Annotated in this window: 18 protein-coding genes; 12 read left to right on the forward strand and 6 right to left on the reverse strand. The window is 73.8% G+C overall.

Features of this window, described 5'->3' with window-relative positions; genetic code table 11:
- Window positions 1–50: 50 nt before the first annotated feature.
- From galE to O2W14_RS13465, 5 genes are all read left to right on the forward strand, one after another.
- Complete coding sequence (galE, locus tag O2W14_RS13445) at window positions 51–1,046, forward strand: UDP-glucose 4-epimerase GalE (RefSeq protein WP_269176612.1); 996 nt, start codon at window positions 51–53, stop codon at window positions 1,044–1,046.
- A 334-nt stretch (window positions 1,047–1,380) separates the two neighbouring features.
- A complete protein-coding gene (locus O2W14_RS13450) occupies window positions 1,381–2,874 on the forward strand; it encodes a sugar transferase (RefSeq protein ID WP_269176613.1) in 1,494 nt (497 codons plus the stop codon).
- A 108-nt stretch (window positions 2,875–2,982) separates the two neighbouring features.
- A complete protein-coding gene (locus O2W14_RS13455) occupies window positions 2,983–3,135 on the forward strand; it encodes a hypothetical protein (protein ID WP_269176614.1) in 153 nt (50 codons plus the stop codon).
- A gap of 172 nt (window positions 3,136–3,307) precedes the next feature.
- Complete coding sequence (locus O2W14_RS13460) at window positions 3,308–4,627, forward strand: UDP-glucose dehydrogenase family protein (protein WP_269176615.1); 1,320 nt, start codon at window positions 3,308–3,310, stop codon at window positions 4,625–4,627.
- A gap of 168 nt (window positions 4,628–4,795) precedes the next feature.
- Window positions 4,796–6,127, forward strand: a complete 1,332-nt coding sequence (locus O2W14_RS13465) for an oligosaccharide flippase family protein (protein WP_269176616.1) — start codon at window positions 4,796–4,798, stop codon at window positions 6,125–6,127.
- Window positions 6,128–6,273: 146 nt separating this feature from the next.
- Here O2W14_RS13465 and O2W14_RS13470 read toward each other — a convergent pair whose 3' ends face one another.
- The gene (locus tag O2W14_RS13470; RefSeq protein ID WP_269176617.1) at window positions 6,274–7,344 is read right to left on the reverse strand and encodes an acyltransferase family protein; all 1,071 of its coding nucleotides are present in this window, start codon (window positions 7,342–7,344) and stop codon (window positions 6,274–6,276) included.
- Between the two features lie 492 nt (window positions 7,345–7,836).
- Between O2W14_RS13470 and O2W14_RS13475 the strand changes: the two genes are divergently transcribed.
- The 4 genes from O2W14_RS13475 (at window position 7,837) to O2W14_RS13490 (ending at window position 13,052) form a co-directional block, all read left to right on the forward strand.
- On the forward strand, window positions 7,837–8,523 hold the full coding sequence (locus O2W14_RS13475) for a hypothetical protein (protein WP_269176618.1): 687 nt from the start codon (window positions 7,837–7,839) through the stop codon (window positions 8,521–8,523).
- Window positions 8,524–8,754: 231 nt separating this feature from the next.
- Window positions 8,755–9,495: a 3'(2'),5'-bisphosphate nucleotidase CysQ gene (locus O2W14_RS13480; protein ID WP_269176619.1), complete on the forward strand. Its 741-nt coding sequence runs from the start codon at window positions 8,755–8,757 to the stop codon at window positions 9,493–9,495.
- 1,569 nt (window positions 9,496–11,064) lie between these two features.
- Window positions 11,065–11,664, forward strand: a complete 600-nt coding sequence (locus tag O2W14_RS13485) for a hypothetical protein (RefSeq protein ID WP_269176620.1) — start codon at window positions 11,065–11,067, stop codon at window positions 11,662–11,664.
- A 404-nt stretch (window positions 11,665–12,068) separates the two neighbouring features.
- Window positions 12,069–13,052, forward strand: coding sequence for a glycosyltransferase family 2 protein (locus O2W14_RS13490; protein WP_269176621.1), 984 nt, complete (start codon window positions 12,069–12,071; stop codon window positions 13,050–13,052).
- A 626-nt stretch (window positions 13,053–13,678) separates the two neighbouring features.
- Here O2W14_RS13490 and O2W14_RS13495 read toward each other — a convergent pair.
- On the reverse strand, window positions 13,679–14,317 hold the full coding sequence (locus O2W14_RS13495) for a metal-dependent hydrolase (protein ID WP_269176622.1): 639 nt from the start codon (window positions 14,315–14,317) through the stop codon (window positions 13,679–13,681).
- On the reverse strand, window positions 14,314–15,216 hold the full coding sequence (locus O2W14_RS13500) for a glycosyltransferase family 2 protein (protein ID WP_269176623.1): 903 nt from the start codon (window positions 15,214–15,216) through the stop codon (window positions 14,314–14,316). Before O2W14_RS13500 ends, O2W14_RS13495 begins: the two co-directional genes overlap by 4 nt.
- 530 nt (window positions 15,217–15,746) lie before the next feature.
- On the opposite strand from O2W14_RS13500, the gene O2W14_RS13505 reads away from it, so the two are divergent.
- On the forward strand, window positions 15,747–18,362 hold the full coding sequence (locus tag O2W14_RS13505) for an alpha/beta fold hydrolase (RefSeq protein WP_269176624.1): 2,616 nt from the start codon (window positions 15,747–15,749) through the stop codon (window positions 18,360–18,362).
- Window positions 18,363–18,404: 42 nt separating this feature from the next.
- Here O2W14_RS13505 and O2W14_RS13510 read toward each other — a convergent pair whose 3' ends face one another.
- Together O2W14_RS13510 and O2W14_RS13515 are read right to left on the reverse strand one after the other, a co-directional pair.
- The gene (locus O2W14_RS13510; protein WP_269176625.1) at window positions 18,405–19,334 is read right to left on the reverse strand and encodes an alpha/beta fold hydrolase; all 930 of its coding nucleotides are present in this window, start codon (window positions 19,332–19,334) and stop codon (window positions 18,405–18,407) included.
- Between the two features lie 499 nt (window positions 19,335–19,833).
- Window positions 19,834–20,202, reverse strand: coding sequence for a hypothetical protein (locus O2W14_RS13515; RefSeq protein ID WP_269176626.1), 369 nt, complete (start codon window positions 20,200–20,202; stop codon window positions 19,834–19,836).
- Window positions 20,203–20,215: 13 nt separating this feature from the next.
- Between O2W14_RS13515 and O2W14_RS13520 the strand changes: the two genes are divergently transcribed.
- Together O2W14_RS13520 and O2W14_RS13525 are read left to right on the forward strand one after the other, a co-directional pair.
- Window positions 20,216–21,025 (forward strand): glycoside hydrolase family 16 protein, encoded by an 810-nt coding sequence (locus O2W14_RS13520; RefSeq protein ID WP_269176627.1) that lies wholly within the window; start codon window positions 20,216–20,218, stop codon window positions 21,023–21,025.
- A gap of 382 nt (window positions 21,026–21,407) precedes the next feature.
- Window positions 21,408–22,235 carry a glycoside hydrolase family 16 protein gene (locus O2W14_RS13525; RefSeq protein ID WP_269176628.1) on the forward strand — a complete coding sequence of 276 codons (828 nt, stop codon included), beginning with the start codon at window positions 21,408–21,410 and terminating at the stop codon, window positions 22,233–22,235.
- A gap of 38 nt (window positions 22,236–22,273) precedes the next feature.
- On the opposite strand, the gene O2W14_RS13530 is transcribed toward O2W14_RS13525, so the two are convergent.
- Complete coding sequence (locus tag O2W14_RS13530; RefSeq protein ID WP_269176629.1) at window positions 22,274–23,239, reverse strand: glycosyltransferase family 2 protein; 966 nt, start codon at window positions 23,237–23,239, stop codon at window positions 22,274–22,276.
- Between the last annotated feature and the right edge of the window lie 90 nt (window positions 23,240–23,329).

Raw genomic sequence — 23,329 nt, forward strand, 5'->3', positions numbered from 1 at the left:
CGGGTCCGTTCGGCGCCGAACGGACCCGCCGGGTGTCTAGGCTCCGCCGCGTGACGGAGGAGACCTGGGTGGTCACCGGTGGTGCCGGGTACATCGGCGCGCACGTCGTCGAGGCGCTGCGCGGGGCCGGCCGGCAGGTGGTCGTCGTCGACGACCTGTCCACCGGGGCCACGTCGCGCGTCCCGGCGGACGTCGACCTCGAACAGCTCAGCGTGCTGGAGACCGGGCGGCTCACCGGTCTCCTGCGGGACACCGGGGCCGTCGGCGTCGTGCACCTGGCAGGCAAGAAGTCCCCGACCGAGTCGATGTCCGACCCGCTGCTCTACGCCCGGGAGAACGTCGGCGGCGTGGTCAGCCTGGTCCAGGCGGTCCGGGACAGCGGTGCGCGCCGGGTCGTGTTCTCGTCGAGCTGCTCGGTCTACGGCTCGCCGGACCTGCCCAGCGTGGGGGAGGACGCCCCGACCCTGCCGCAGAGCCCCTACGGCGAGTCCAAGCTCTACGGGGAGCAGGTGCTGGCGGCGGCCGCCCGCGCCCATGGCATCGGGGTGGTCAGCCTCCGGTACTTCAACGTCGTGGGCGCCGCCGGCCCGGCCCTGCGGGACACCGGCACGTACAACCTGGTGCCACTGGTGTTCCAGGCGCTGCGGGAGGGGCGCGCGCCGCTCGTCTTCGGCGACGACTACCCGACCCCCGACGGCACGTGCGTCCGGGACTACGTCGACGTGCGGGACCTCGCCGACGCACACGCCCTCGCGGCGACCGCCCTCGGGTCGGGCCGGTCCGGCGGGACCTACAACGTCGGCCGGGGCACCGGCTACAGCGTCCTGGAGGTGCTCGACACCGTGCGGGCGGTGACCGGGCGGCCGCTGGACCACCGGGTGGTGGACCGCCGGCCGGGAGACCCGGCCAGCGTCGTCGGGGACGTGCGGCGCATCGCCCGCGACCTGGCGTGGACGGCCACCCGGGACCTCGCCGAGATGGTCGCGAGCGCCTGGGCCGCGGACCGGGACCAGTCGGCCCCCCGGCGTGGACCTGACAGGTCCTGACCAACCGGCCCCCGGGCCCGTGCTCTCATGACGAGTGGTGACGTTGTGATGAACACCATCCGTCATCTGCGGACGTGGAACTCGTCCGATGCGGCCAGTTGTGACGTTGCGTGTGCGCACCACTGCTGGTCGTCCAACAACACGCCTCTGATGACACCGCGTGCGGAGTCAGTCACAGATCAGGGCTGCCCGCGGGCTCACAGCTCGGATAGCTTTCCGCCAACCGGTCGAACAAGGTCGTTCCCGGATCCATGTGACATCCATTGACCGCGATCACTCGCGGTCGACGGCCCGGGGGTGCGTCAGACTGGATCTGCTCGAGCAGTTGAACGACATGGCGGTCGCCGAGGCCCGGGTGTCCCAGCGGCGCCGGTTCTTCTCCGCCGCCCGCCTCCGCGGTGAGGGTACGGAGGCCCGCCGCGCCTGGCGCGGGGCCTATGTGCGCCGCATCCTGCTCGGCGACGTCGTCGCCGGTCTGATCGCCGCGACGGTCGGCTACCTGGTGAAGTTCGGGCCGGAGGCCGGGCAGCTGAGCTCGGCGCACGCCCCGATGTGGGCGGCGGCACTGCTGCCGGTGGTCTGGGTGGCCGGCCTGGCCTTCGCCCGCACCTACGAGCAGCGCTTCCTGTGGATCGGCCCCGACGAGTTCCGTCGGGTGTTCGACGCGTCGGTGGTCCTGCTCGCGGTGGTGGGCACGGTCTCGTGGGCGTTCCGCTACGACGTCGCTCGCGGCTTCGTGGTGGTGGCCCTGCCGCTGGTCGCGGTGCTCACCCTCGGGCAGCGTCTCGTCCAGCGCTGGTGGCTGCAGCGGCAGCGGGCGCACGGGCGGTTCCAGCAGACCGCGGTCCTCGTCGGCCACCGTGAGGGTGTCGCGGCGATGCACGAGCAGATCGACCGCCAGACCGGCCACGGCTACCGGGTGATCGGGTGCTGCGTCCCCGGTGGCGAGTTGGCCGACTCGGTCCCCAGCTTCGACGGCCTGCCGGTGCTCGGCGGGCTGGGCGACGTCCTGGCGGTCGTGCGCCTGTACGAGGTGGACTCGGTCGCCGTCCTGCCCTCCCGCGAGCTCGACGGCCCCGCCCTGCGGCGGCTCGGGTGGGACCTGGAGACCACTGACGCCGAGCTGCTGCTCGCCCCCGCGGTGACCGACGTCGCCGGCCCCCGGGTGCGCATCCGTCCGCTGTCGGGCCTGCCCCTGATGCACATGGAGCGCCCGGAGTTCAAGGGCGTCCGCCGGATCGCCAAGGACGTCTTCGACCGCTCGGCCGCCGGCCTGGCGATCGTCCTGCTCGGTCCGGTCCTCCTCGCCCTCGCCCTCGCCGTCAAGGCGACCAGCCGGGGCCCGGTCTTCTTCCGGCACGAGCGCATCGGTCGGGACGGTCAGCCGTTCCACGTGTTGAAGTTCCGCAGCATGGTCGCCGGGGCCGACAAGAAGGTCGACACCCTGCTCGACCAGAACGAGGGCAACGACGTCCAGTTCAAGATGAAGGCCGACCCCCGGGTCACCCGGGTCGGCCAGGTGCTGCGCCGCTACTCCCTCGACGAGCTGCCCCAGCTGTTCAACGTGCTCAGCGGCACGATGTCGCTGGTCGGTCCGCGGCCGCACGTCACCCGCGAGGTCGAGCAGTACGGCTTCGACATGCGGCGGCGCCTGCTGGTCAAGCCCGGCATCACCGGCCTGTGGCAGGTCAGCGGCCGGTCGGACCTCTCGTGGGACGACTCGGTCCGGCTCGACGTGCGGTACGTGGAGAACTGGTCGCTCGCCTTCGACCTGATGATCCTGTGGAAGACGCTCGGAGCGGTCCTGCGGGGCTCGGGCGCCTACTGAGTCACCGGGGGCTGCACCGTCCGACGCGGACTGGCGGTACCGTTTGTCCCCGTGATCGGTGGGCATGCTCCACCGCAACTGTTCCGCTGAGGGTCAAAGGTGATCCGGATGTCGTGGTTGCTCGTGTTGTTCGTGTGCTGGGCGGCTGTCGCCGCAGTGGGGGCCGTCTGGCTGGGCGGCGCTGCCCGGCTGGTGGCCGACCGGGGCGGACGGCCGCCCGAGTCCTCGCTCTCCGACGAGATGGCTGCCCTGTACCGCTGACGCCCCGGCGGGCCCGGACACCGGGACCAGGGGGCGTCGGCACAGACGGATGACGTGACCGAGGGTGCTCCCTCGGTGCCGACGGTGGCTGGCGCACGTGGGGTCGCTTCTTCTACCGTGCAGGTCAGCGGGGCGGTCGCCCTCGTGTCACACGGGGAAGAGAGCGGCGTCCATGAAGATCTCCGTCATCGGTTGTGGTTACCTGGGTGCGGTCCATGCCGCGTCCATGGCCGAGCTCGGGCACGACGTGGTCGGCATCGACGTCGACCGGGTGAAGATCGAGCAGTTGCAGCACGCGCGGGCGCCCTTCTACGAGCCCGGCTTCGAGGCGCTGCTGGGCACGTCGCTGGCGTCGGGCCGGTTGCGCTTCAGCACGGACATGGCCGACGCGCGCGAGGCCGTCGTCCACTTCCTCTGCGTCGGGACGCCGCAGAAGCGGGGGGAGTACGCCGCGGACCTGCGCTACGTGGAGTCGGCGGTCGAGACGCTGCTCGAGGCGCTCAAGCCCGGTGACCTGGTCGCCGGCAAGTCCACGGTGCCCGTCGGCACCGCGGCACGGCTGGCCGAGCTGATCGAGGGCAAGGTGCCCGGGGCGATGCTGGCCTGGAACCCGGAGTTCCTCCGCGAGGGCTTTGCGGTGGAGGACACGCTGCACCCGGACCGGCTGGTCTACGGCCTGTCCGCCGGCCCCGACGGCCAGGTGGCCCGGGCGGTGCTCGACGAGGTCTACGCACCGATCGTGGCCGCCGGCACCCCGCAGGTCGTCACCGACCACGCCACCGCCGAGATGGTCAAGGTGGCGGCCAACTCCTTCCTGGCCACCAAGATCTCCTTCATCAACGCCATGGCCGAGCTGTGCGAGGCCACCGGTGCCGACGTCAAGCAACTGGCCGACGCCATCGGCCACGACGACCGGATCGGCCGCAAGTTCCTCAACGCCGGCCTCGGCTTCGGTGGTGGTTGTCTGCCCAAGGACATCCGCGCGTTCATGGCCCGGGCCGGGGAGCTGGGTGCCGACCAGGCGCTGACGTTCCTGCGCGAGGTCGACAACATCAACATGCGCCGCCGGATCCGCATGGTCGACCTGGCCCGGGAGGTCTGCGACGGCTCGCTGCTCGGCAAGCGGATCGCGGTGCTGGGGGCTGCGTTCAAGCCCGACAGCGACGACATCCGCGACTCCCCGGCCCTCAACGTCGCCGCCCAACTGCAGCTGCAGGGCGCGGTCGTGCGGGTCACCGACCCCGCCGCCGGGGACAACATCCGCCGCAGCTGGCCGCAGCTGGACGTCGTCGACAGCCCCGAGGAGGCGGCCGAGCGGGCCGACGCCGTCCTGCTGCTCACCGAGTGGGTGCAGTACCGGGAGCTGGACCCGGTCCCGTTCGGGGAGATCGTGGCGAGGAGGCGGGTGCTCGACGGCCGCAACGCCCTGGACATGGACCGCTGGGTGGCCGCCGGGTGGAGCTACCGGGCGCTGGGGCGCCGCGCCGGCTGACCAGCCGGCCCCGCCCGGCCGCCCTCCGCGGAGCGGTGAGGCGGGCACCCCGACCCGGCAGGGTCGGCCGCCGGTCCCTGCGGGGAGCCGGGGGCCGGAGACCGGCCATGACAGGATGGATCGTCCCGGCTCACGGTGATCGAGGCCAGCCCGAGCGGAGAGAGCTGCATGTCCGACACCGGAGACTTCCGCCGCGCCATGCTCGTCATGACGGCGTCCAGCATGCTGGTGCCCGTGGTGGGCATCCTCACCGCACCCATCCTGGCGCAGTCGCTCGGCGTCGCCGGCCGGGGCGAGGCCGCTGCGGCCGTGGCCCCGAACCTGCTCGTGGTGAGCGTCGCGACGCTGGGGCTCCCCGAGGCGCTCACGTTCCACCTGGCCAAGCGCCCGCACGTCTCCCGTCGCGCGCTCTGGTGGGCGAGCCTGTTCAGTTCGCTCCTCGGCGCGGTCAGCCTCGTCGTCGTGCTGCTGCTGGCCTCACCGCTGTCCGCCGGGGACGACGACCTGGCCCGGCTGATGGTGCTGGGGGCCGTGCTGGCCATCCCCACCCTGCTGGTCAACCTCCTGCGGGGAGCTGCCTCGGGGCGGCAGATGTGGACGGCGGTGGCCGCCGAACGCATCCTCAACTCGGTGCTGCGGCTCGTGGTCCTCGGGGCGCTCGCGCTGACCGGCCATCTGGACGTGCTCAACGCGGTGCTGGTCATGACGATCGTCCCCATGGTCGCCGGCATCGTGTACTGGCGACTGGTGCTGCCGGTCCCCCCGCCGCCCGAGGGGGTCGGCCCCGCCCCCGCCATGGCCTCGGCGCTGCTCGGGTTCGGCTCGAAGATCTGGCTCGGGTCGGTGGCCAGCGTTCTCATGGCCCGGCTGAGCCAGCTCCTGGTCACGCCGTTGTCGGACGTCACCCAGCTCGGGCTGCTCGTGGTCGCCATCACCATCTCCGACGTGCCGTTCATCGTCGCCCAGACGGTGCGGGACGTGGTGTTCGGGACCAGCAGCGCGCAGGCCGACCCCGAGCGGCTGGCGTCGACCTCCCGGCTGGGTGCGCTCATCGCGCTGGTCGGCTCGCTCGTGCTCGGGGCGTCCCTGCCCCTGTGGATCGGGCTCCTCTTCGGTGAGGGTTTCACCGGTGCGGTCTTCCCGACCTGGTTGCTGCTGGCGAGCTCGGTGATCGCCGTCCCGGGGTTGATCGCCGGTGCGGGCCTGGCCTCGGCGGGGCGTCCCGGACTCCGGTCGGCTGCCCTGGTCGTCGCGCTGCTGACCAACCTCGTCGGCATCTTCGTGCTGGTCCCCGTGATCGGGGCGGTCGGCGCGGCCACCGCGGCCCTGGCGGGGAGCGTCCTGTCGACCGGTTTCGGCGTCGTCATGGCCGCCCGGCAGCTCAGGATCCCGGCGGACCGGTTCCTGGTGCCCAGGGTGGCGGACGTGGTCTTCCTGGTCTCCGAGAGCAGGAAGGCGGCCGGGCGCCTCACCCGGGGCGGCCGCCGGTCCCGACGCTGACGGAGTCCGCGCGGGGGTGAGCGCCCGGCGCCCGTCCCGGGCCCGCGGCCGGACCCCGGGGACTGCGTCGAGCCGGCAGCCGGGCACGGGTCAGCCACTGCCGGGCCGGTGGGGGACCGGCTGCCCACGTCATGCCGGTGGCGGCGTCACGAGGAGGTGTCGGACATCTCCGGACGGGGGCGTGCGTGCCGCCACCGCTTCTCCAGCGGCTTCTCCACCCCGAGGTAGAGGCAGACCGCGACGAGGAGCGAGGCGGCGCCTGCGACCGGGACGGCGACGACGAACACGGCGTCCGGTGGGACGGTCTGCCGGACCAGCCAGAGGGTCGTGCTGAGCACCACCTGGTGGACCAGGTAGAAGGAGAACGACCACTCCCCGAGCAGGCGCATGACCCGTCGTCCGGCGAGCGTGCCGCTGCCGTCGGCATCGGCCTGGGTCACGGCCGCGATGAGGACGAGGAAGGGCACCAGCATCAGGAGCGAGGTCTGGGCCCACAGGGGGGCGAGGCCGGAGAGCAGGTAGCAGGTGGTGACCAGCACCATCGCCCCGACCGGGCCGATCGGGACCCTGCGGCCCGCGCGCATCGCGGTCGCCAGCAGCATCCCGCAGACGAACTCGCCGATCCGCTGGAGCGGGAAGATGTAGACCGCCCAGAAGGCGAGGTCGTCCACCTGGACCGGGTGCAGGGCGACCGGGGGCACGACGACGACCGCGAGGGCCACCGCGCCGAGCGCGATCCGGGTCCGCCTGCCGTCGAGGAGGGGGACCAGGAGCGGGAAGGCGGCGTAGAAGAAGAGCTCGGCCGACACCGACCACCCGACCGCGTTCCCCCCGAAGTGCACCTCCGGCGCCGGGAACCACGCCTGCACCCCGACCACCGACGGGAGGGCCGGGACGAGCAGGCTCTCCGGACCGCTGGGCGGGGGGTTCAGGGTCCGGGCGGCGAGTGCGAGCACGAGCGCCGCCCAGTAGGCGGGTGCGATCCGGGCGAACCGGCGCCGGTAGAAGCGGGCCGCCGAGTCGTCGGTCCGCCGGGACCACGTGAGGACGAACCCGCTGAGGACGAAGAAGAACGAGACGCCCACGAGCCCGTGGTCGAACACGGCGGAGATGACGGCGCCGAGGGGACCGTCCGGTGCGTACTCGGCGACGTGGAAGCCGAAGACCAGGAGGGCCGCCACGAACCGCAGACCGGTGAGCGAGGGGAGCCGAGGCACCGTGTCCGGGGACGTCCGTCCCGATGCGTGCGCCACTTCGACCTCCCACGTGTTCCCGGCCGCTGGTGAGCGCCGGCCACGTCGGTGGGGCCTGCTCTCCAGGAGCGTAGTGACGCCGGACGTAGCGGTGGGGTGACCATCGCCTCACCTGCCCGGTGCGGTGGGGCGTCCGCGCCGATGGCTGGGTCGCCGGGGGATGGTCCTGACGGTGCCCGGCACCCGGACCGTGGCGGTCCGTCCGGGGCTCCTCATCCCATGGTCCCAGTCCCCTCGAGGAACGGGACGTTAAAGAACTGCCCCCGCCGTACCGATGGGCTGTGCATGCCGTGGTGGGGATGGTCGCTGATCGGGTGGGTGGGGCTGTCGCTCCTGCTCGCCCCGCTGGTGGGCACGGCGATCCGGGAAGCCGATCGTCGTGAGGTGCCAGGGGCCCTCGCACGCCCAGAGCCCCGGCCCGCACGCCGACGCGTCCCCCTGCCGCCGGTCGCAGCGGTGCTCCTGCTGGTCGGCGTCTGCCTGGAGGCGGTCGGCTTCGTCATCCGCGCGACCGGACGTGAGCAGGGTGCCGCCCGGCTGTGGTCGATGGACCTGCCGCTCGCCGTCCCGCGGATGTTCATCGCCGCACTGTTCACCGTTGCCGCGGTGGTCGCCCTCGTGGCCGCCGCCCGCGACGCCGGACGCCGCCCCTGGTGGTTGTCAGTCGGACTGGTCACCGTGCTGATCGCCCAGGTCAAGGCCGGTGGGACCGTGCACGTCCGGGCACTGGAGGCCGCCGGGGTCGCCGACCGACCGGACGTGGGCCTCCTCGTCAGCACCGCCGTCGTCGGTGTGGTCCTCGCCCTGCTCTGGTACTGCAGCCGCAACGAGCGCCGGGACCGGCGCCGGGTGCTCACCGCCCTGGGTCTCTACTCCGTCGCCTCTGTCGGGCTCTCCGCCCTGTCCGCCGTCGTCAGCAGGGGCGGCGACCCGTTCTGGTCCGCTGCTGCCACCTTCGCCGAGGAGACCGGCGAGGTCTTCGGCGGGGTCGCCGTCCTGGTCGCCGTGCTGGTGGGGGTCGTACCGCGCCTGGTGCTGCCGACCGAGTGTCCGCTGCGCCGGCAGGCCGACGCCGAGACCGTGGACGCCCCCGGGGTCCTCCGGCACCCGAGCGCCCGTGCTCACCGGTTGGACTGGTACTGACGGTGTGGGCCTCGCTGCGCTGCCGCAGACCCGGGGGGTGATCGACGCCCTGGCGCGGCACCAGCACCCCCGCACGCCGTCGACGCGCACGCCTGGTCCCGGCGGCCCGCCGCCAGGGGTGCGCGCATCGTGCCCGGGCCGACGGTCCTGCGCCGGCCGAGGGGCCGTGGACGACACCGGATCCGCGGACGGCGAGGATGAGCAGCCACCTCCTCCGACGGAAGACCGGCTGTGACCGCACTGGAACACGACCACGACGCCGCTGCCTCACTGGCCACCGAGGCAGGCGAGCTGCTCATGCAGGTCCGCACCCGGCACTTCGCCGACGCCGACGCCCGCAAGGACGCCGGGGACCGCGAGTCCCACCGCTTCCTCACCGAGCAGCTCGCACGGCTGCGGCCCGACGACGCCGTCCTCTCCGAGGAGGGGGCGGACGACCCGATACGGCTGGTCAGCGACCGGGTCTGGATCATCGACCCCCTCGACGGCACCCGTGAGTTCTCCGAGCACGGCCGGGCCGACTGGGCGGTGCACGTCGCGCTCTGGGAGCGGGGCGCGTTGGTCGCCGGCGCCGTTGCCCTGCCGGCCGAGGGCACCACGCTGAGCACCGCGGAGTCCCTCGCGGTGCCGCCGCGCGCCGACGGAGCGATCCGGCTGGCGGTCAGCCGCAGCCGTCCGCCTGCCCTCGTCGTCGACCTGGCCGAGCAGGTGGGTGCCGAGCTGCTGCCCATGGGGTCGGCCGGGGCCAAGGCGATGGCCGTCGTCCGCGGCACGGCCGACGCGTACGTGCACGGCGGCGGTCAGTACGAGTGGGACTCCGCCGCGCCCGTCGCCGTCGCCCGGTCCGCCGGCCTGCACACCAGCCGGCTCGATGGTTCGCCATTGCGCTACAACCGGCCGGACCCATGGCTCCCCGACCTGCTCGTCTGCCGGCCCGAGCTCGCCGATCAGCTGCTCCGGTCCCTGACCTGAGCCGTCGCCCGTGCCGCTGACCGGTCGCCTCCAGCCTCTCGCCGGGGACGGAGCGCAGCGCGTTCGCCGTCCGGTCGATGGACGTCGTCTCGGGCAGGACCGGACGGGCGCTCGGTAGGACCGGGCTGACCGACCCCTGGTCCAGTCGGGCGCGGACGTTCGGCGTTGGTTGGCTTGGCCCTGCGTCACGACCCACGGCGAGACACCCCGCAGACAGGCCGACACCCTGAGCCCACTGCTGCGGTTCGATCACCCACCGTGACGCTTGCGTCGGAGTGTCGCATCCGGTGCCGAACAGGGTTGACCCGACGTCAGCCCGAGGCCAGCGTGGCTCCACGACGGGTGACACGGGGACCGTTCGGGTACCCGGCTGGCCCACACCCGGTGATGCGGAGTCGGGGGCGGGTGATGAGCAGAAGTGCACGTGCCAGCGGCGCGGCACCGTCGCTGACCCTCCTCGGGCTCCACCCCCTCGCCGCGCATCCGCCGGTGTGGTGCCGTCGGCTGCTCCTCGCGACCGTCCTGCTGCTGGGGCTCTGGGGGCTGCTGCTCGCCGTGGCCGGTCCGGCGTGGGCCGATGACCCTGCCGCGCCGACGGAGTCGGGTCAGCAGACGGCGGACCGGCCCGCTGGCCAGGCTCCGCGCGCGGCCCACCCCGGCGAGGGGGTCGACGACCCCATCGACGGGGGCGAGGACTCGATGCGCTCCGCCGCCGACGACGAGAGCGTCGTTGGCGCCGGGGAACTGCCTGCCGACGGCGCGGACGCCCCCCGGCCGCTCGTGACCGGTCCTGACACCGGGACCACCGAGCCGGCCCCGGCCCCTGCGTCCGACACCTCGACCGTGACGCCCCCGTCGGCCGTCCCGGTTCCTGCTCCGGCCACTCCGGCTCCTGCTCCGGCCGTCCCGGTTCCTGCACCGGCCACTCCGGCTCCTGCTCCGGCCGTCCCGGTTCCTGTACCGGCCACTCCGGCTCCTGCACCGGCCACTCCAGCTCCGGCCGTCCCGGCTCCGGCTCCGGCCGTCCCGGCTCCAGCAAAACCGACCCCCACTCCGGCGAAACCGACCCCCACTCCGGCGAAACCGGCGACTCCGAGTCCGGCTCCGGCGACCCCGATGCCGGCGACCCCGACTCCAGCGACCCCGACCCCGGTCGGTCCAGGCGCCTCGACCGTGGCGACTCCGGTGGCCGCCATCCCGACCACCGCGAACCCAGCACCCGGCTCCCCGACCGGCGCCACTCCGGCTCCGGTCGTCCCGGCTCCGGTCGTCCCGGCCCGCGTCACCCCGGCCCCTGCCACCTCCCTCCCGGCATCGGGCGCAGCTCCCTCGATGTCGACCTCGCTGCCGTCCTGCACCGTCGGCGCTGCCGTCACCTCCGCCGGTGTGCCGGCCGGCGGTGGCTCCGCAGGCACCTCGAGTGGTGAGGCGGTCATCGGGACGCGGGTGACCTCGGGGCAGGACCCGACGAGGCAGCCCGGTCCCGGAGCACCGGCCTGCACCCCGGCGGCCGACTCGGTGCGGTCCACGGGCCAGGGGACGTCGGCAGCCGTGCCACCAGCCGACACCGTGCTGGTGGTGAAGGGGACCAGTGCGGCGGCCGACCCGCCTCGCAGTGGCACGGTGGTGACCGACCGCCCGGCCGAGCAGGTGGCGCCGCTCGGGACGCGAGAGGTGTCGGTGGCTGTGCCGACGCCGTCGGGAGTCGAAGCGGCGCCGTGCCTGACACGCGAGGCAGCTGCCGCGGCCGACCTGGCGACCGGTCAGGGTCGTGAGGAGCTCACCGGCGCCGTCTCTTCCCGCACCCGTGCTCCCGCAGTCACCGGCGTGGGATCCGGTGCTGCACCGTCCTCGGCAGCCGTCGACGTCGCACCGGTCCTCGTCGCGGGCGACGAACCCCTGACGCCCTCGCGCGGGCACGGCCCCGGCTCCACACCCAGCCCCATGCCCACCTTGCCGCCACCGCCGCCGTCGCCGACCGGGGTCGGTTCGACCGGTGGCACCAGCGTCTCCGCAGGGCAGCACGGACCGCACGAGCACGGGCTGCCCTCAGCAGTGCTCCCGGCGGACCACGCAACGCTGTTCGCCGGCTCGCCGGTCGCGCCGGGCGGTGCCGTAGCCGCCCGGGTGGTCGGTGGGACGCACGACTCGGGCATGCAGCCCGACTGACGCACTGATCGCTCGTCGCGCCGGCGGCTCGCCGCAGCGACGTGCCGACCGACCGTCCGGCCCGATCGTCGGGCCGACGCGCCGTTCGAGCATTCGGGGCACTGCTCGCGACCGTGACCCCGTGTCGCAGGCGGCCCCGGTCGGCAGCGTGACGGCCGAGGCCGTCCGGCACCGACCGACGGACCTCATCCCCGTGACCCGCGCACCGCAGCGCTGCGCCACGTGCGACCACCGCGCCTCGTCCAGCAGCACCTCCAGGACCGTCTCACCACGGGCAGAGAAAGGCTCACATGTCTGCAGCAACCGACCACCTGACCACCTCCGACGACGGCGCTCTCGCCGCCACGGCCCGCGATCGAGTGCACGGGGACCCCCTGCGGGGGCGACGTGCGCGATCGGCCGGCGTGCGCGCTGCTGTCCCGGGCTCGTCCCACAGCGACGACGGCCAGCACCAGACCGACCTCGTCCGGGAGATGCCACCCCTGGGACTCGACGTCCGCGAGGACGGCGACGCCACCCCCGCCCTCCCGGCCGATCGCACCGCTGACGTCCCGGTGGGCACGTCGGCGACGCATGCCCCGGCCCGGCTCTCCCGGCGCTCGCCTCGGGTCAGCGTGGTCATCCCCACCTACAACGAGGCGAGGAACCTGCCGCACGTGCTGCCCCGGCTCCCCGCGGACCTGCACGAGGTCATCCTGGTCGACGGGCGCAGCGTCGACGACACCGTCGAGGTGGCTCGTGCGCTCCGGTCCGACGTGAAGATCGTCATGCAGAACCGGATCGGCAAGGGCAACGCCATGGCCTGCGGCTTCGCTGCGGTGACCGGCGACATCGTCGTCATGCTCGATGCCGACGGTTCGGCCGACCCGGAGGAGATCAGCCGCTTCGTCGCGGCCCTCGTCGGAGGAGCCGACTTCGCCAAGGGCAGCCGCTTCACGGCCGGTGGGGGCAGCAGCGACATCACCGCCGTGCGCGCCTGGGGCAACCGGTGGCTCAACCGCACGGCGAACGTGCTGTTCGGTACCCGCTACACCGACCTCTGCTACGGCTACAACGCCTTCTGGCGGCACTGCCTGGACTCCCTCGAGCTCGACCCCAGGGCCGGGGACCGGGGCGGCAAGCAGTGGGGTGACGGCTTCGAGATCGAGACCATCATCAACACCCGGATCGCGAAGGCCCGGCTGGTGATCGCCGAGGTGCCGAGCTACGAGCTGTCCCGGATCCACGGGCAGAGCAACCTGAACACCTGGCGGGACGGCTTCCGGGTGCTGGGTGCGCTCGTCGTCGAGCGGCTCAGCAGCACGGGCCGCAGGGCGCGCCCCCAGCCCCGCACGGCCGCGCCCGTCGCTGTCCCGGGTGTCGGGCGCGGGGGTGATCGCGTGGCCTGACGCCCGGCTGCGCGCTCCAGAGGCCAGGGGTGCACCCCGGTGCAGGCCGTGGCGTGGTGACCGTCCATCGCGCTCCGGAGCCCGCGCTGCCGTCCAGGGCAGCGCGGGCTCGGGTCGGTCGATCCGCGGCAGGGGCGGCGCGTCCTGCTGGCACGACGGGAGCCGGTGCCCGCTGCCGGTCCTGGACGGCCGGGGTCACGCCGTCGGGGACCTGGGAGACGTCAGGCGGACCGGCGTCCCGTGGGAACATCAGGACCATGACCCGTGCGCTCCGTCGTCATGGCTGACAGGACGCGGGACGTGGACGCACTGCGTGGACAGGGGTGCACAGCTCGAACGGCATGCTGCCGCCCGGTGGTCGCGACCCCACCCTTGCCCCCGGAGTGACCCGGTGACCGCGCTCCAGCCCTCCGTCGCCGTGCAGCTCGCGTCCTGGCGCCTCGCGCCGCAGGCGGCTCCGCACGGGGGGAGCTGCACGTGCGGGCACCCGCGGGTCGCTCACCTGCACTACCGGAAGGGCACCGACTGTTCGCTGTGCCCCTGCCTGAGGTTCCACCGACCGTTCCGGTTCCCCGGGCGCTGAGCACACGGTGCCGTGACGCCGCCGGGTCCGACGGCGGAGTCGCTCAGGAGCTGTGGACGCCACCCGGCTCGGTCTCCCGGCGCCGGCCGACCAGCACGGCAGCGGCCGTGACGACCACCAGTGCCGCGACGTAGACCGCGTAGGGGAGGAGGACGCCACCGCCGTGGACCGGCCAGGCCAGTGTCACCCCGGGACCGGTGACCAGGTCGCGGGTCAGGTGGAGCACCAGGCCGAGCGCGAGTCCGGCCGCCGGTGCCCGCAGCCGGGGGACCGCTGTCAGCGCGAGCAGCAGCACGACGGTGGCGAGTGAGTGGGTGACCGGTCGGCCGTCGGGCGCGGGGATCAGGTGCCAGTGCAGGTACAGCGGCACGTGGTCGACGTCGATGGCGATCGCGGCGAACAGCGCCCAGCCCTGCACCGTGGTGCTGAGCCGGAAGCCGAGCGCGGCGAGGACGAGCCACGCGGTGAGCAGGTGCGCCGGCCAGTCCAGCAGCCCGACCACTGCCGTCGGCCAGGTGCGCAGTGACGCCACGACGTCCAGCAACCCGATCGTGACGAGTGCGGCCACCAGCACCGCGGCGGGCGGCCGGAGTCCCGATGCCCAGGGCAGTCGCAGTCCGCGGCCGGCGGCCCAGACCCCGCCGGCCCAGCCTCCGTCGGACTGCGGTGCCCTGTTGCTCATGCGCTCCGGATCCCCGCCGCGTCGGGCGCCGTCGGCAGGTCCAGGACGGCGTCCGGCACCTGTGCTGCGGGCCGCAGGTCCTGCGACGGCAGAGCTGCGACCGGCATCCGGCGCAGCGCCGCTGCCTGGGTGCGGCCCTGCCCGTTGACCCGCTCGATCCCCAGTGCCCTGAGCACGCGGAACCCGTCCCTCCAGGTGTTGAGGTTGCTCTGACCGTGGATGCGCTCGAACTCGAAGCTGGGGACCTCGACGATGTGCAACCGGGCCTTGGCGACCCGGGTGTTGATGATCGTCTCGATCTCGAAGCCGTCGCCCCACAGCTTGCCAGTGCTGCCGCGGTCGCTCGCATCGAGGGCGAGGACGTCCAGGCAGCGGGTCCAGAAGGCGTTGTACCCGTAGCAGAGGTCGGTGTACCGGGTGCCGAAGAGCAGGTTGGCCGCGTGGTTGAGCCAGCGGTTGCCCCAGGCACGGACCCGGGTGATGTCGGAGCTGCCACCGCCGTTGGCGAACCGGGTGCCCTTGGCGAAGTCCGCACCGCCGACGAGGGCCTCGACGAACCGGGGGATCTCCCGGGGGTCCGCGGACCCGTCGGCGTCGAGCATGACGATGACGTCACCGGTGACGGCGGCGAAGCCGCAGGCCATCGCGTTGCCCTTGCCCTTGCGGTTCTGCCGCACGATCCGCACGTCGGACCGCAGCGACCGGGCGACCTCGATGGTGTCGTCGACGCTCCGGCCGTCCACCACGATCACCTCGTGCACGTCCTGGGGCAGCAGTGCGAACACGTGCGGGAGGTTCTTGGCCTCGTTGAAGGTCGGGATGACCACGCTCACCCGCGGGGCGGAGGACCGGTGTCCTGCGGGGGAGACGGAGAACTCGGCAGAGGTTCGGCGACGCATGTGTGTTCAGTCCTGTCCAAGAGGGACGGGTCCGGTTTCGCCTCTGCTCACCGCTGGGCTCTGGCGACCAAGAGGGCGCCCAGCGGGTCATCGCTCACCCGTGCATGTGCTCGTTCGTGTGTTCGTGCTGTGACCGGACAGCGGTTCATCCGGGCACCGTGTCCGTGGTGCTGATCCCTTCTCGGCCGGTCCGCGACGGCGGGAGCGGGGTGGGGCCGACTCGGCAGCCACACCTCGCACGAGCCGCGGACCTGCTCACGCTCGGTGAGGACTGAGCCGCTGGTGCACCAGTAAGGTAAGTCGGCAGAGCCCGTCTGGAGCCGCTCTGTCACCAACAGTGGTGGTCGGATCACCCGATGAGGTGACAGTGCGACCGTTGGGGGGCTGCCGGCTGCGAGTGGTCGGAGGATCAGACCGGTGACGTCCGGCGACCCGGTGCCCGGGGACGGGTGAGGGCGCAGGACCTGGCGGTGCGCTGCACGCGGAGGTGGCGCCCGATGAGAGCCCCTACGACGGAGGACGACGACGCAGTGGACCAGAGCGCTCTCGGATCTGCCCTGACGGCGGTCGACCTGGACCGGACGGGCAGCGTCCTGGACCGGCTGGACGAGGTGGCCGCACGGCTGCCCGACCAGCTGGCGGTGACCTCGGCGGACGGCGACCTCAGCTGGGCCGAGCTGCACCACCGCACCTGCCTGCTGGCCGACGAGCTGGACGCCGTGCTGCCCGGCACGGCCGACGGTGGTGGGCCGGCGGGCGACCGGGAGAACCGGCGGCCCATCGGCATCTTCGCCGCCCAGGGGACGGACGCGGTGGCCGCGGCCCTGGCCGTCGTGGCCACCGGCCGGCCCTTCGTGCTGCTCGACGTCCTCCTCCCGGACGCCCGGGTCGGGCAGCTGGCCCAGCAGGCCGGGGTGACCGTCGTCCTGGCCGACGACCTCAGGCGCCCGCGGGCGGCGGGGCTGCCGGGCGTGGAGGTGGTGCGCGGGCTGGTGCCGTGCGCCGGTGACGTCGACGCGGGCACCTCGCGCGCCGGGCGGCTGTCCCGGCCGGATGTCCGGGCCGGGGACTCCGTCTCGATCATCTTCACCTCGGGCACCACCGGCGCCCCCAAGGGCATCGACTACCTGCACCGCACGGTGCTGGCGAACACGGTCATCGGCCGGGACTGGATGCGCTTCGGCCCGACCGACCGGGTCGCGCTGGTGATGCCCTGGGCGTTCGCGGCCGGTCAGGAGCTCATGCTCATGGCGCTGCTCAACGGGGCCACGCTGTGTGTCCGCGACCCCCGCGAGCACGGCATCCGCGACCTCGCCGCCTGGTTGGCGGCCAGCCGGGTCACCACCCTGCACGGCACCCCGTCCTTGCTGCGCGCACTCGTCGCGGTCCTCCCACCCGACCAGGTGCTGCCCTCGTTGCGGCTGGTGACCACGGCCGGCGAGCGGGTGCACGGCCGGGACGTCACCGCCGTGCGCCAGCACCTCGACGCGCAGGCCAGCGTGCTCAACTACCTGGGTTCCTCGGAGACCGGCATCTACAGCCGTTACGAGGTCGCCGCCGGCGACCCGGCTCCCGACGGGGTGGTCCCCGCCGGGGCCGGCGGCCGGCTGCGCGAGATCACCGTCCTGGACGACGCCGGCCGCCCGGTGTCCGCCGGTGAGACCGGCTTCCTCCACGTCACCTCGGGGCACCTGTCCGGTGGGTACTGGGACGACCCCGAGCAGACGGCGGCGCGTTTCTCACCGCTGCCGGACGGCCGCACCCGGTACGCCTCCGGCGACCGGGCCCGGATCGACGCCGACGGCGTCCTGCACGTGCTGGGACGCGGCGACGACGCCGTGAAGATCCGCGGCTACCAGGTGGAGCCGGCCGAGGTCGAGGTCGCGCTCCGGGCGCTCCCGGAGGTGCGGGACGCCGTCGTCCGGGCCCTGCCCGACGGTGAGGGTCGACGCCTGGTGGCCTGGGTGGTGCCCGACCCGCGGCAGCGCCCGCCGTCGACCGTGGGCGTCCGGACCGAGCTGGCCCGGACCCTGCCCGACTGGATGGTGCCCCGCGACGTCGTCCTGATGACCGAACTGCCGCGCAACACCGGCGGCAAGGTCGACGTGGCGGCGCTGCCGGCTCCCGCCCCCCGCCCGGCGCCGGTGCCGCCGGTGACGGACGCCGAGCGCCGGCTGGAACAGCTGTGGGCGCCGCTGCTGCGGGTGGAGCACGTGGGCCGGACGGAGAGCTTCACCGCCCTGGGCGGCGACTCGCTGTCGGTCGAGGAGATGCTCGCCGCCCTGCCGGAGCTGTTCGGCACCTCCCTGACCGCCGGTGACCTCGCCGAGGACCCGACGCTGGCCGGGTTCGCCGCCCGGCTCGAGCGTGGGGCTCCCGAGCGGAGCCGCCGGTCGCGGCAGACGGTGCTCCGGCTGCGTGGACCGGGCAGCCGCCCCCCGGTGTTCTGCTTCGCCGGCGCCGGTGGGGCGGCGGCTGCCTTCGCCGACCTCGCCGAGCTGCTCGGCCCCGACCAGCCGGTCACCGCCTTCCAGGCCCGCGGCTTCGAGGGCCGGGGCGTCCCGGACTGGAGCGTGTCGCGCACGGCCCGGCGGCACCTGGAGGACCTCGAGCGGCTGGCCCCGGAGGGGCCGGTGGTGCTCGTCGGGCACTCGCTGGGAGGGCTGGTGGCCCTGAAGGTCGCGCACCTCCTGGCGGCGCGGGGTCGCGTGGTGCCGCTGGTGGTGCTGCTGGACACCTACCTCCCACCGGCCGCCCGGCCCGCGGGTACGGGACACCACGCGCTCCCGGAGGTGGCTCCGGCCGCGGGCCGCCGGGACCTCTGGCGGACGCGCGTGCAGGTGGCGCTTGCCGGCATCTGGCGGCACGCCGACCCTGCGGTGCACCGCGAGGTCTTCCACCAGCACGGCGTCCGCGTCGCCCACCTGCACCGGCCGACCGCGTGGCCCGGGCGCACCGTGGTGTTCATGTCCAACGAGAACCTGGACGAGCCGGAGTGGTGGGACCTCGTCCTCACCGGCGAGCACGAGGTGCGCCAGGTCGACTGCGACCACCTGGCGATGCTGCGGCGGCCCTACGTGGACGGTGTCGCCGAGCAGTTGGCCCCGGCGGTGGAGGCGCTGCGCACCGGGCGGTCCGCCGGCTGACGCCGTGGCCGGGGTCGGGCCCTCACGGGTCCGCCCCGGACCTCAGTCGGTGGCGGCGATCGCCTGGTCGAAGAAGGCGATGAGCTCCTCGGTGTTCCCGAAGTGGCTCTCCGTCCCGTGCTCCCCGGTCGCCTGCGAGTCGAACACCTGGGCAGCCTGGTCCCGGACCAGGTCGATCCAGCGCAGTGCGTTGGTGTTCTGGTCGATGGCCGTGTCCTCGGGTGAGGACCGGACCAGCGCCCGGATCCCGGCATAGGCCGACGGCGGCTGCCGCATGGGGTCGTAGGCAGCGCTGTTGACCCGGAACTCCTCGGGCCCGCTCGCGTCGTAGGCGGCGAACAGCGCAGCCGAGGCCCGGAACGTGAAGTCGTCGTGGATGGTCGGGTAGACCTCCGACCAGTCCAACAGCGGTGCGGTGAGGAAGGCGCCCCGCACGTCGGACAGGGTCTTCTGGTGCAGCGCCACGGCGGAGATCCCCCCGCCCATGGAGAAGCCCAGGAGCACGGTGCCGGAGACCCCCCAGACGTTGCCGATGTAGGTCCGGGCGCGCTGGATCCGGGACTGTCCGTCGGCGTTGCCGAACGAGGCCTCGTGGTACGGCGAGACGATGAGGTAGCCGGCGTCGAGCAGGGCGTCGCGCATCGGGCTCGCGGCGCCCTGGTCCAGCCAGGTCGCGGCGTCGTCCCCGTAGCCGTGGGCGGCCATCACCACTGGGACGCTGCGGACGTCGGTGGACAGCAGGCTGTCCGGGACGTACAGGACCGCCCGGCCGGCCAGGCCCGGGGTCACGCCCGCGTCGGTCCGGACGTCGTACTTCTGGGCGGCCACCTTGCCGCGGGTGGTGACCACCGTCGGCTCGCCGACCTGGTCGGGGACGTCGCGGACGCCCGGCCCGCCGCAGGCAGTCGTCACGACCGGGCTGAGGGCGAGCAGTGCGGACAGGCCCATGAAGTGCCTCCGACTCAACGACACGCTGCACTCTCCTGACGACTCGATGCCGGTGGCCGGCCGAAAGGTACGACATGCCGCAGCTCAGTGGACCGGACAGCGACCGGCGGGGTGCCGGGCCTGCCGGCTCTCCGGCCATTCTGCGGGGTGCACATGTGCGGATCCTGGACGCCGGTCGCGAGTCGGCCGCGTCCCCGGTCCGCCGGCGCGACGTCCCGGACCGACACCGCCGGCTGCACCGGGCCGCGGGACGCTCTCCGTCGCCGTCCGGAGGGCGGCCGCGACGCGCGGACGGGCCCCGGCGGGGCGCGACTGCTGCGACCGGCGAGGTGGGTGTGACTCGTGGGACCCGGGATGTTTCGACCCAGCATGTGGGGGATGAGGTCGGTGGGGCGCCCGGGGACGGCGTCCCACCGGACCGGGCGGCCGGTGGAGGGCGGCGGCAGGGCGGTGACCTGCAGGTTCCCCGGCGCGTGCGGCCGCTCAGCCGGACGGCCCCGTGTCAAGTGGGACGCGCCGTTCGTCACTTCAGCACGTAATTGCCCGGTAGCTCTTGGCTACGCTTCCCCGTGATGAGGCGCATACGGAACGTGAAGCGACATGTACTGGCGGCATCCGCGGTCGGGCTCTGCGTCGTCAGTGGCCATGGGGTCCTGACCGTCGACCAGCCCAGCGACCAGGCTGCCTCGGCGTCACCCGAGATGGTGACGGAGGCGCAGCGGCTGGCGACCGGCACGGGGACCTCCCGCGCGCGCCGTCCCTGGCCCACGTCCACGGTGACGCCGCCGAGCACGCCCGCCGCGACCCCGACGTCCTCCGCCCCGTCGACGACCGCGGCGCCGGCGCCCACGGCGGCCCCGCCCGTCGCGACCAAGCCCGCGGCGACCCCCACCGCCACCCGGCCCGTGACGACCCCGCCCGCCGCCACCGCGCCCGTGGCGGCCCCGCCCGTCACCACCGCGCCCGCCGCGCCGCCGCCCGCCGCGACGGCCCCCGTCGTCCCCGCGCCGGCCGGGGTCGGTGGCAGCGCCGGGACCTACGCCGTCAGCCAGGAGTTCGACACCCCCGTCGCGCAGGGGTCGTGGCCGTCGGACGGGCGGGCACCCAGCGCCTACCCGAACTACCTCAGCTACCCCGACGGGACGAGCGGGAAGTACTTCCCGTCCAAGGTCCTGAGCGTCCACGACGGCGTGCTGGACTGGTACTGCCACTCGAGCATGGCCGCGGCCGTCCTCCCCTTCGGCTACGAGGGGTTCACGTACGGCACGTACACGGTGCGCATGCGTGCCGACCAGTTCGAGCAGTACCACATCGCGTTCCTGCTGTGGCCGGTGACGAACAAGTGGACGCACGAGATCGACGGTCCGGAGCAGGAGACCTCCGAGCCCAAGCCCTACCCCGCGGTGCTGCAGTCGACCAGCCCGTCGGTGCGGTTCCAGCCCGCCGGCCAGCTGGCCGTCCCGAAGTCCTGGAACGAGTTCCACGACTACACGTGGCAGTGGGCCCCCGGCTCGCTGACCTTCTTCCAGGACGGCGTGGAGGTCACCAGGGTCACCTCCAACGTGCCTGACCAGCCCATGCGGCCCGTGCTCCAGGTGGAGTTCTCCAACCGGCTGGCGGAGGGGCAGAAGCCCGACCCTCGGATCACCGGTCACGTCCAGGTCGACCGGGTCGCCTACGACCCCAGCTACACGATGGCCGTGCCGCGCAGCTGAGCACTCCCGCTCCCGGATGGGTGCGCAGCCGGCCGGCCGGGCGGGGACCGAGGGGTCCCCGCCCGGCCGCCGCTGTGAGGTGCAGCACGAGGTCCCGGAGTCGGCTCACGGCGTGTCACCATGGGACACGCCGGTACCGGGCGCCCAGGGCCCCGGGAACCAGAAGCCGTTCCCGGGGGTTGTCCCCGACGACGCACTCGACGAGACGACCAGGGTCTGCGCCCGCGCAGCGGGCAGCGTCTCGACCAGCCTGAGGAGGACGGCCGTGACCCGCAGCACCGTGGACGGACCGAGCGTGGGTCCACCACGAGACGCACCCGGCCGACGGCGTCCGCGCCGCGGGAGGTGGGCGGCTGCGCTGGCCGGTGGCGTCGTGGTGGCCGTGGCTGCCACGCTCACGTCCGTGTGGTGGCCGGACGCAGACCCCCGGAGCGGGGACCTGCCCGGCTGGCAGCTGACCTTCGCCGAGGACTTCGCCACCGACGTCCCGCTCGGGTCCTTCCCCGGCGAGGTGTACGGGAGCCGCTGGACCGGCTACGAGGACCTCCAGGACACCTCGGGTGCCGGGACGTACTCCAGCTCCCGGGTCCTCTCCGTGGCTGACGGCAGGCTGGACATGCACCTGCGCACCGAGGACGGTCAGCCGCTCGTCGCCGCACCGATCCCGCTGGTCAACGGCACCTGGGGGCAGTTGCAGTACGGCCGGTTCAGCGTCCGGTTCCGTGCCGACCCGGTCCCCGGGTACAAGACCGCCTGGCTGCTCTGGCCGGACTCCGACGAGTGGGCCGACGGGGAGGTCGACTTCCCGGAGGGCCGGTTGGACGGCACGCTCTACGCGGCCAACCTGTGCGTCGGTCGACCGGGCGTCTTCGACCTGCACAGCCCCGGCCTCGCCGAGTTCGACGACTGGCACGTGGCCACCGTCGAGTGGACGCCGGGCGCCGTCACCTTCTTCCTGGACGGCGAGGAGGTGGCCCGCTCAGGGAGCAGTCCCGTCGGCCCGATGCACTGGGTGCTGCAGACCGAGACCGCCTACGGGGTGCCGCCGGCGGACGCGCAGGGCCACGTGGAGGTCGACTGGGTGCGGGTCTGGTCGATGACGCCGGACAACCCGGCGGCCGGTGAGGCGGTCGGGACGGGCTGCCGGAACGCCGACCAGGAGACCGCGAGCAGCGGCCAGGGCAGCCAGGGCTACGGCCAGGACGGCTAGCGCGGCCCGTCCCGGTGCGCGGCCGGGAGCGGGCGTGCTCAGGAGGTGCGCGGCCGGGTCCGCCGGGCCTGCCAGGTCTGCCGCCCACGCGCGAGCACGTAGCTGGCCGCGGTGAGCGTCAGCCCCTCCACGATCGCGACGGCCCGGGCGGCGCCGGCGCGGTCACCGTGGACGGCGTCCCGCAGCCCGCGGAGCACGCCCTGCGGCAGGGTGTGGCGGACGTAGGTCAGCTCGGAGGCCAGTGCGGCGTCCGTACCGGTGAGCCGGCTGACCACGGCCTTGGACCGCCCCTCGCCCAGGCAGCGGCGCCGGAAGTACCGGCGGGTGACCCGGTCGGGGGAGACGTTGTGCAGGCAGCGCGCTCCGGGCTCGAGCACGACCCGGCCCCCGGGCTGCGTGCGGCGGGCCCGGATGGCGAACTCCGTCTCCTCGCACCCCGCCGCGTCCGCACCCAGGCGGCCCATGTCGACGTCGAACCCGCCGGCGGAGGCGAAGGTGCTCCGCCGGAAGCTCATGTTGGCGCCGATCGGGTTGCGGATCTCGGCCCGGGTGGTGGGCTGGCCGGTGTAGCTGCACCCGACGACCCAGAGGAACTCGTCGGGGAACCAGGCCGGCCGCGGCGCGCGCCACCCCGGCAGGACGGCGCCGCCCACGCCGATCACGTCGTCGTCCCGGTAGGCCTCGAGCATGGCCGCCACCCAGTCGGGGCCGGCCGCGGCATCGTCGTCCAGGAAGGCCACGACGTCACCGGTGGCGGCGGCCACACCGGTGTTGCGCGCTCCGGACAGGCCCTGCGGCCCGGTGTTGGGCAGGCAGGTGACGTCGGGGAAGGCGGCTCGCGCCCGGTCGAGCAGCTCCGGGTTGTGGTCGCTCACGAGCAGCACCTGGTCGGGGCGCCGGGTCTGCTCGCGCAGGCTGGCGACGGCGGCGGTGATGTCCTCCCACCGGGCCAGCGTGTAGGCGCACACGACCACGCTGATCGTGGAGCTCTCCTGGTTCAGCACCTGCCCGACAGTACTGCCGGGGCAGGTCCCCGGGCGCCCGTGGCGGTGACCCGGTGCCCCGGGTCACCACTCCGGGTGAAGAGCGCCGCC

This window comes from Modestobacter sp. VKM Ac-2986 (genome assembly GCF_026967795.1).
GTDB lineage: Bacteria > Actinomycetota > Actinomycetes > Mycobacteriales > Geodermatophilaceae > Modestobacter.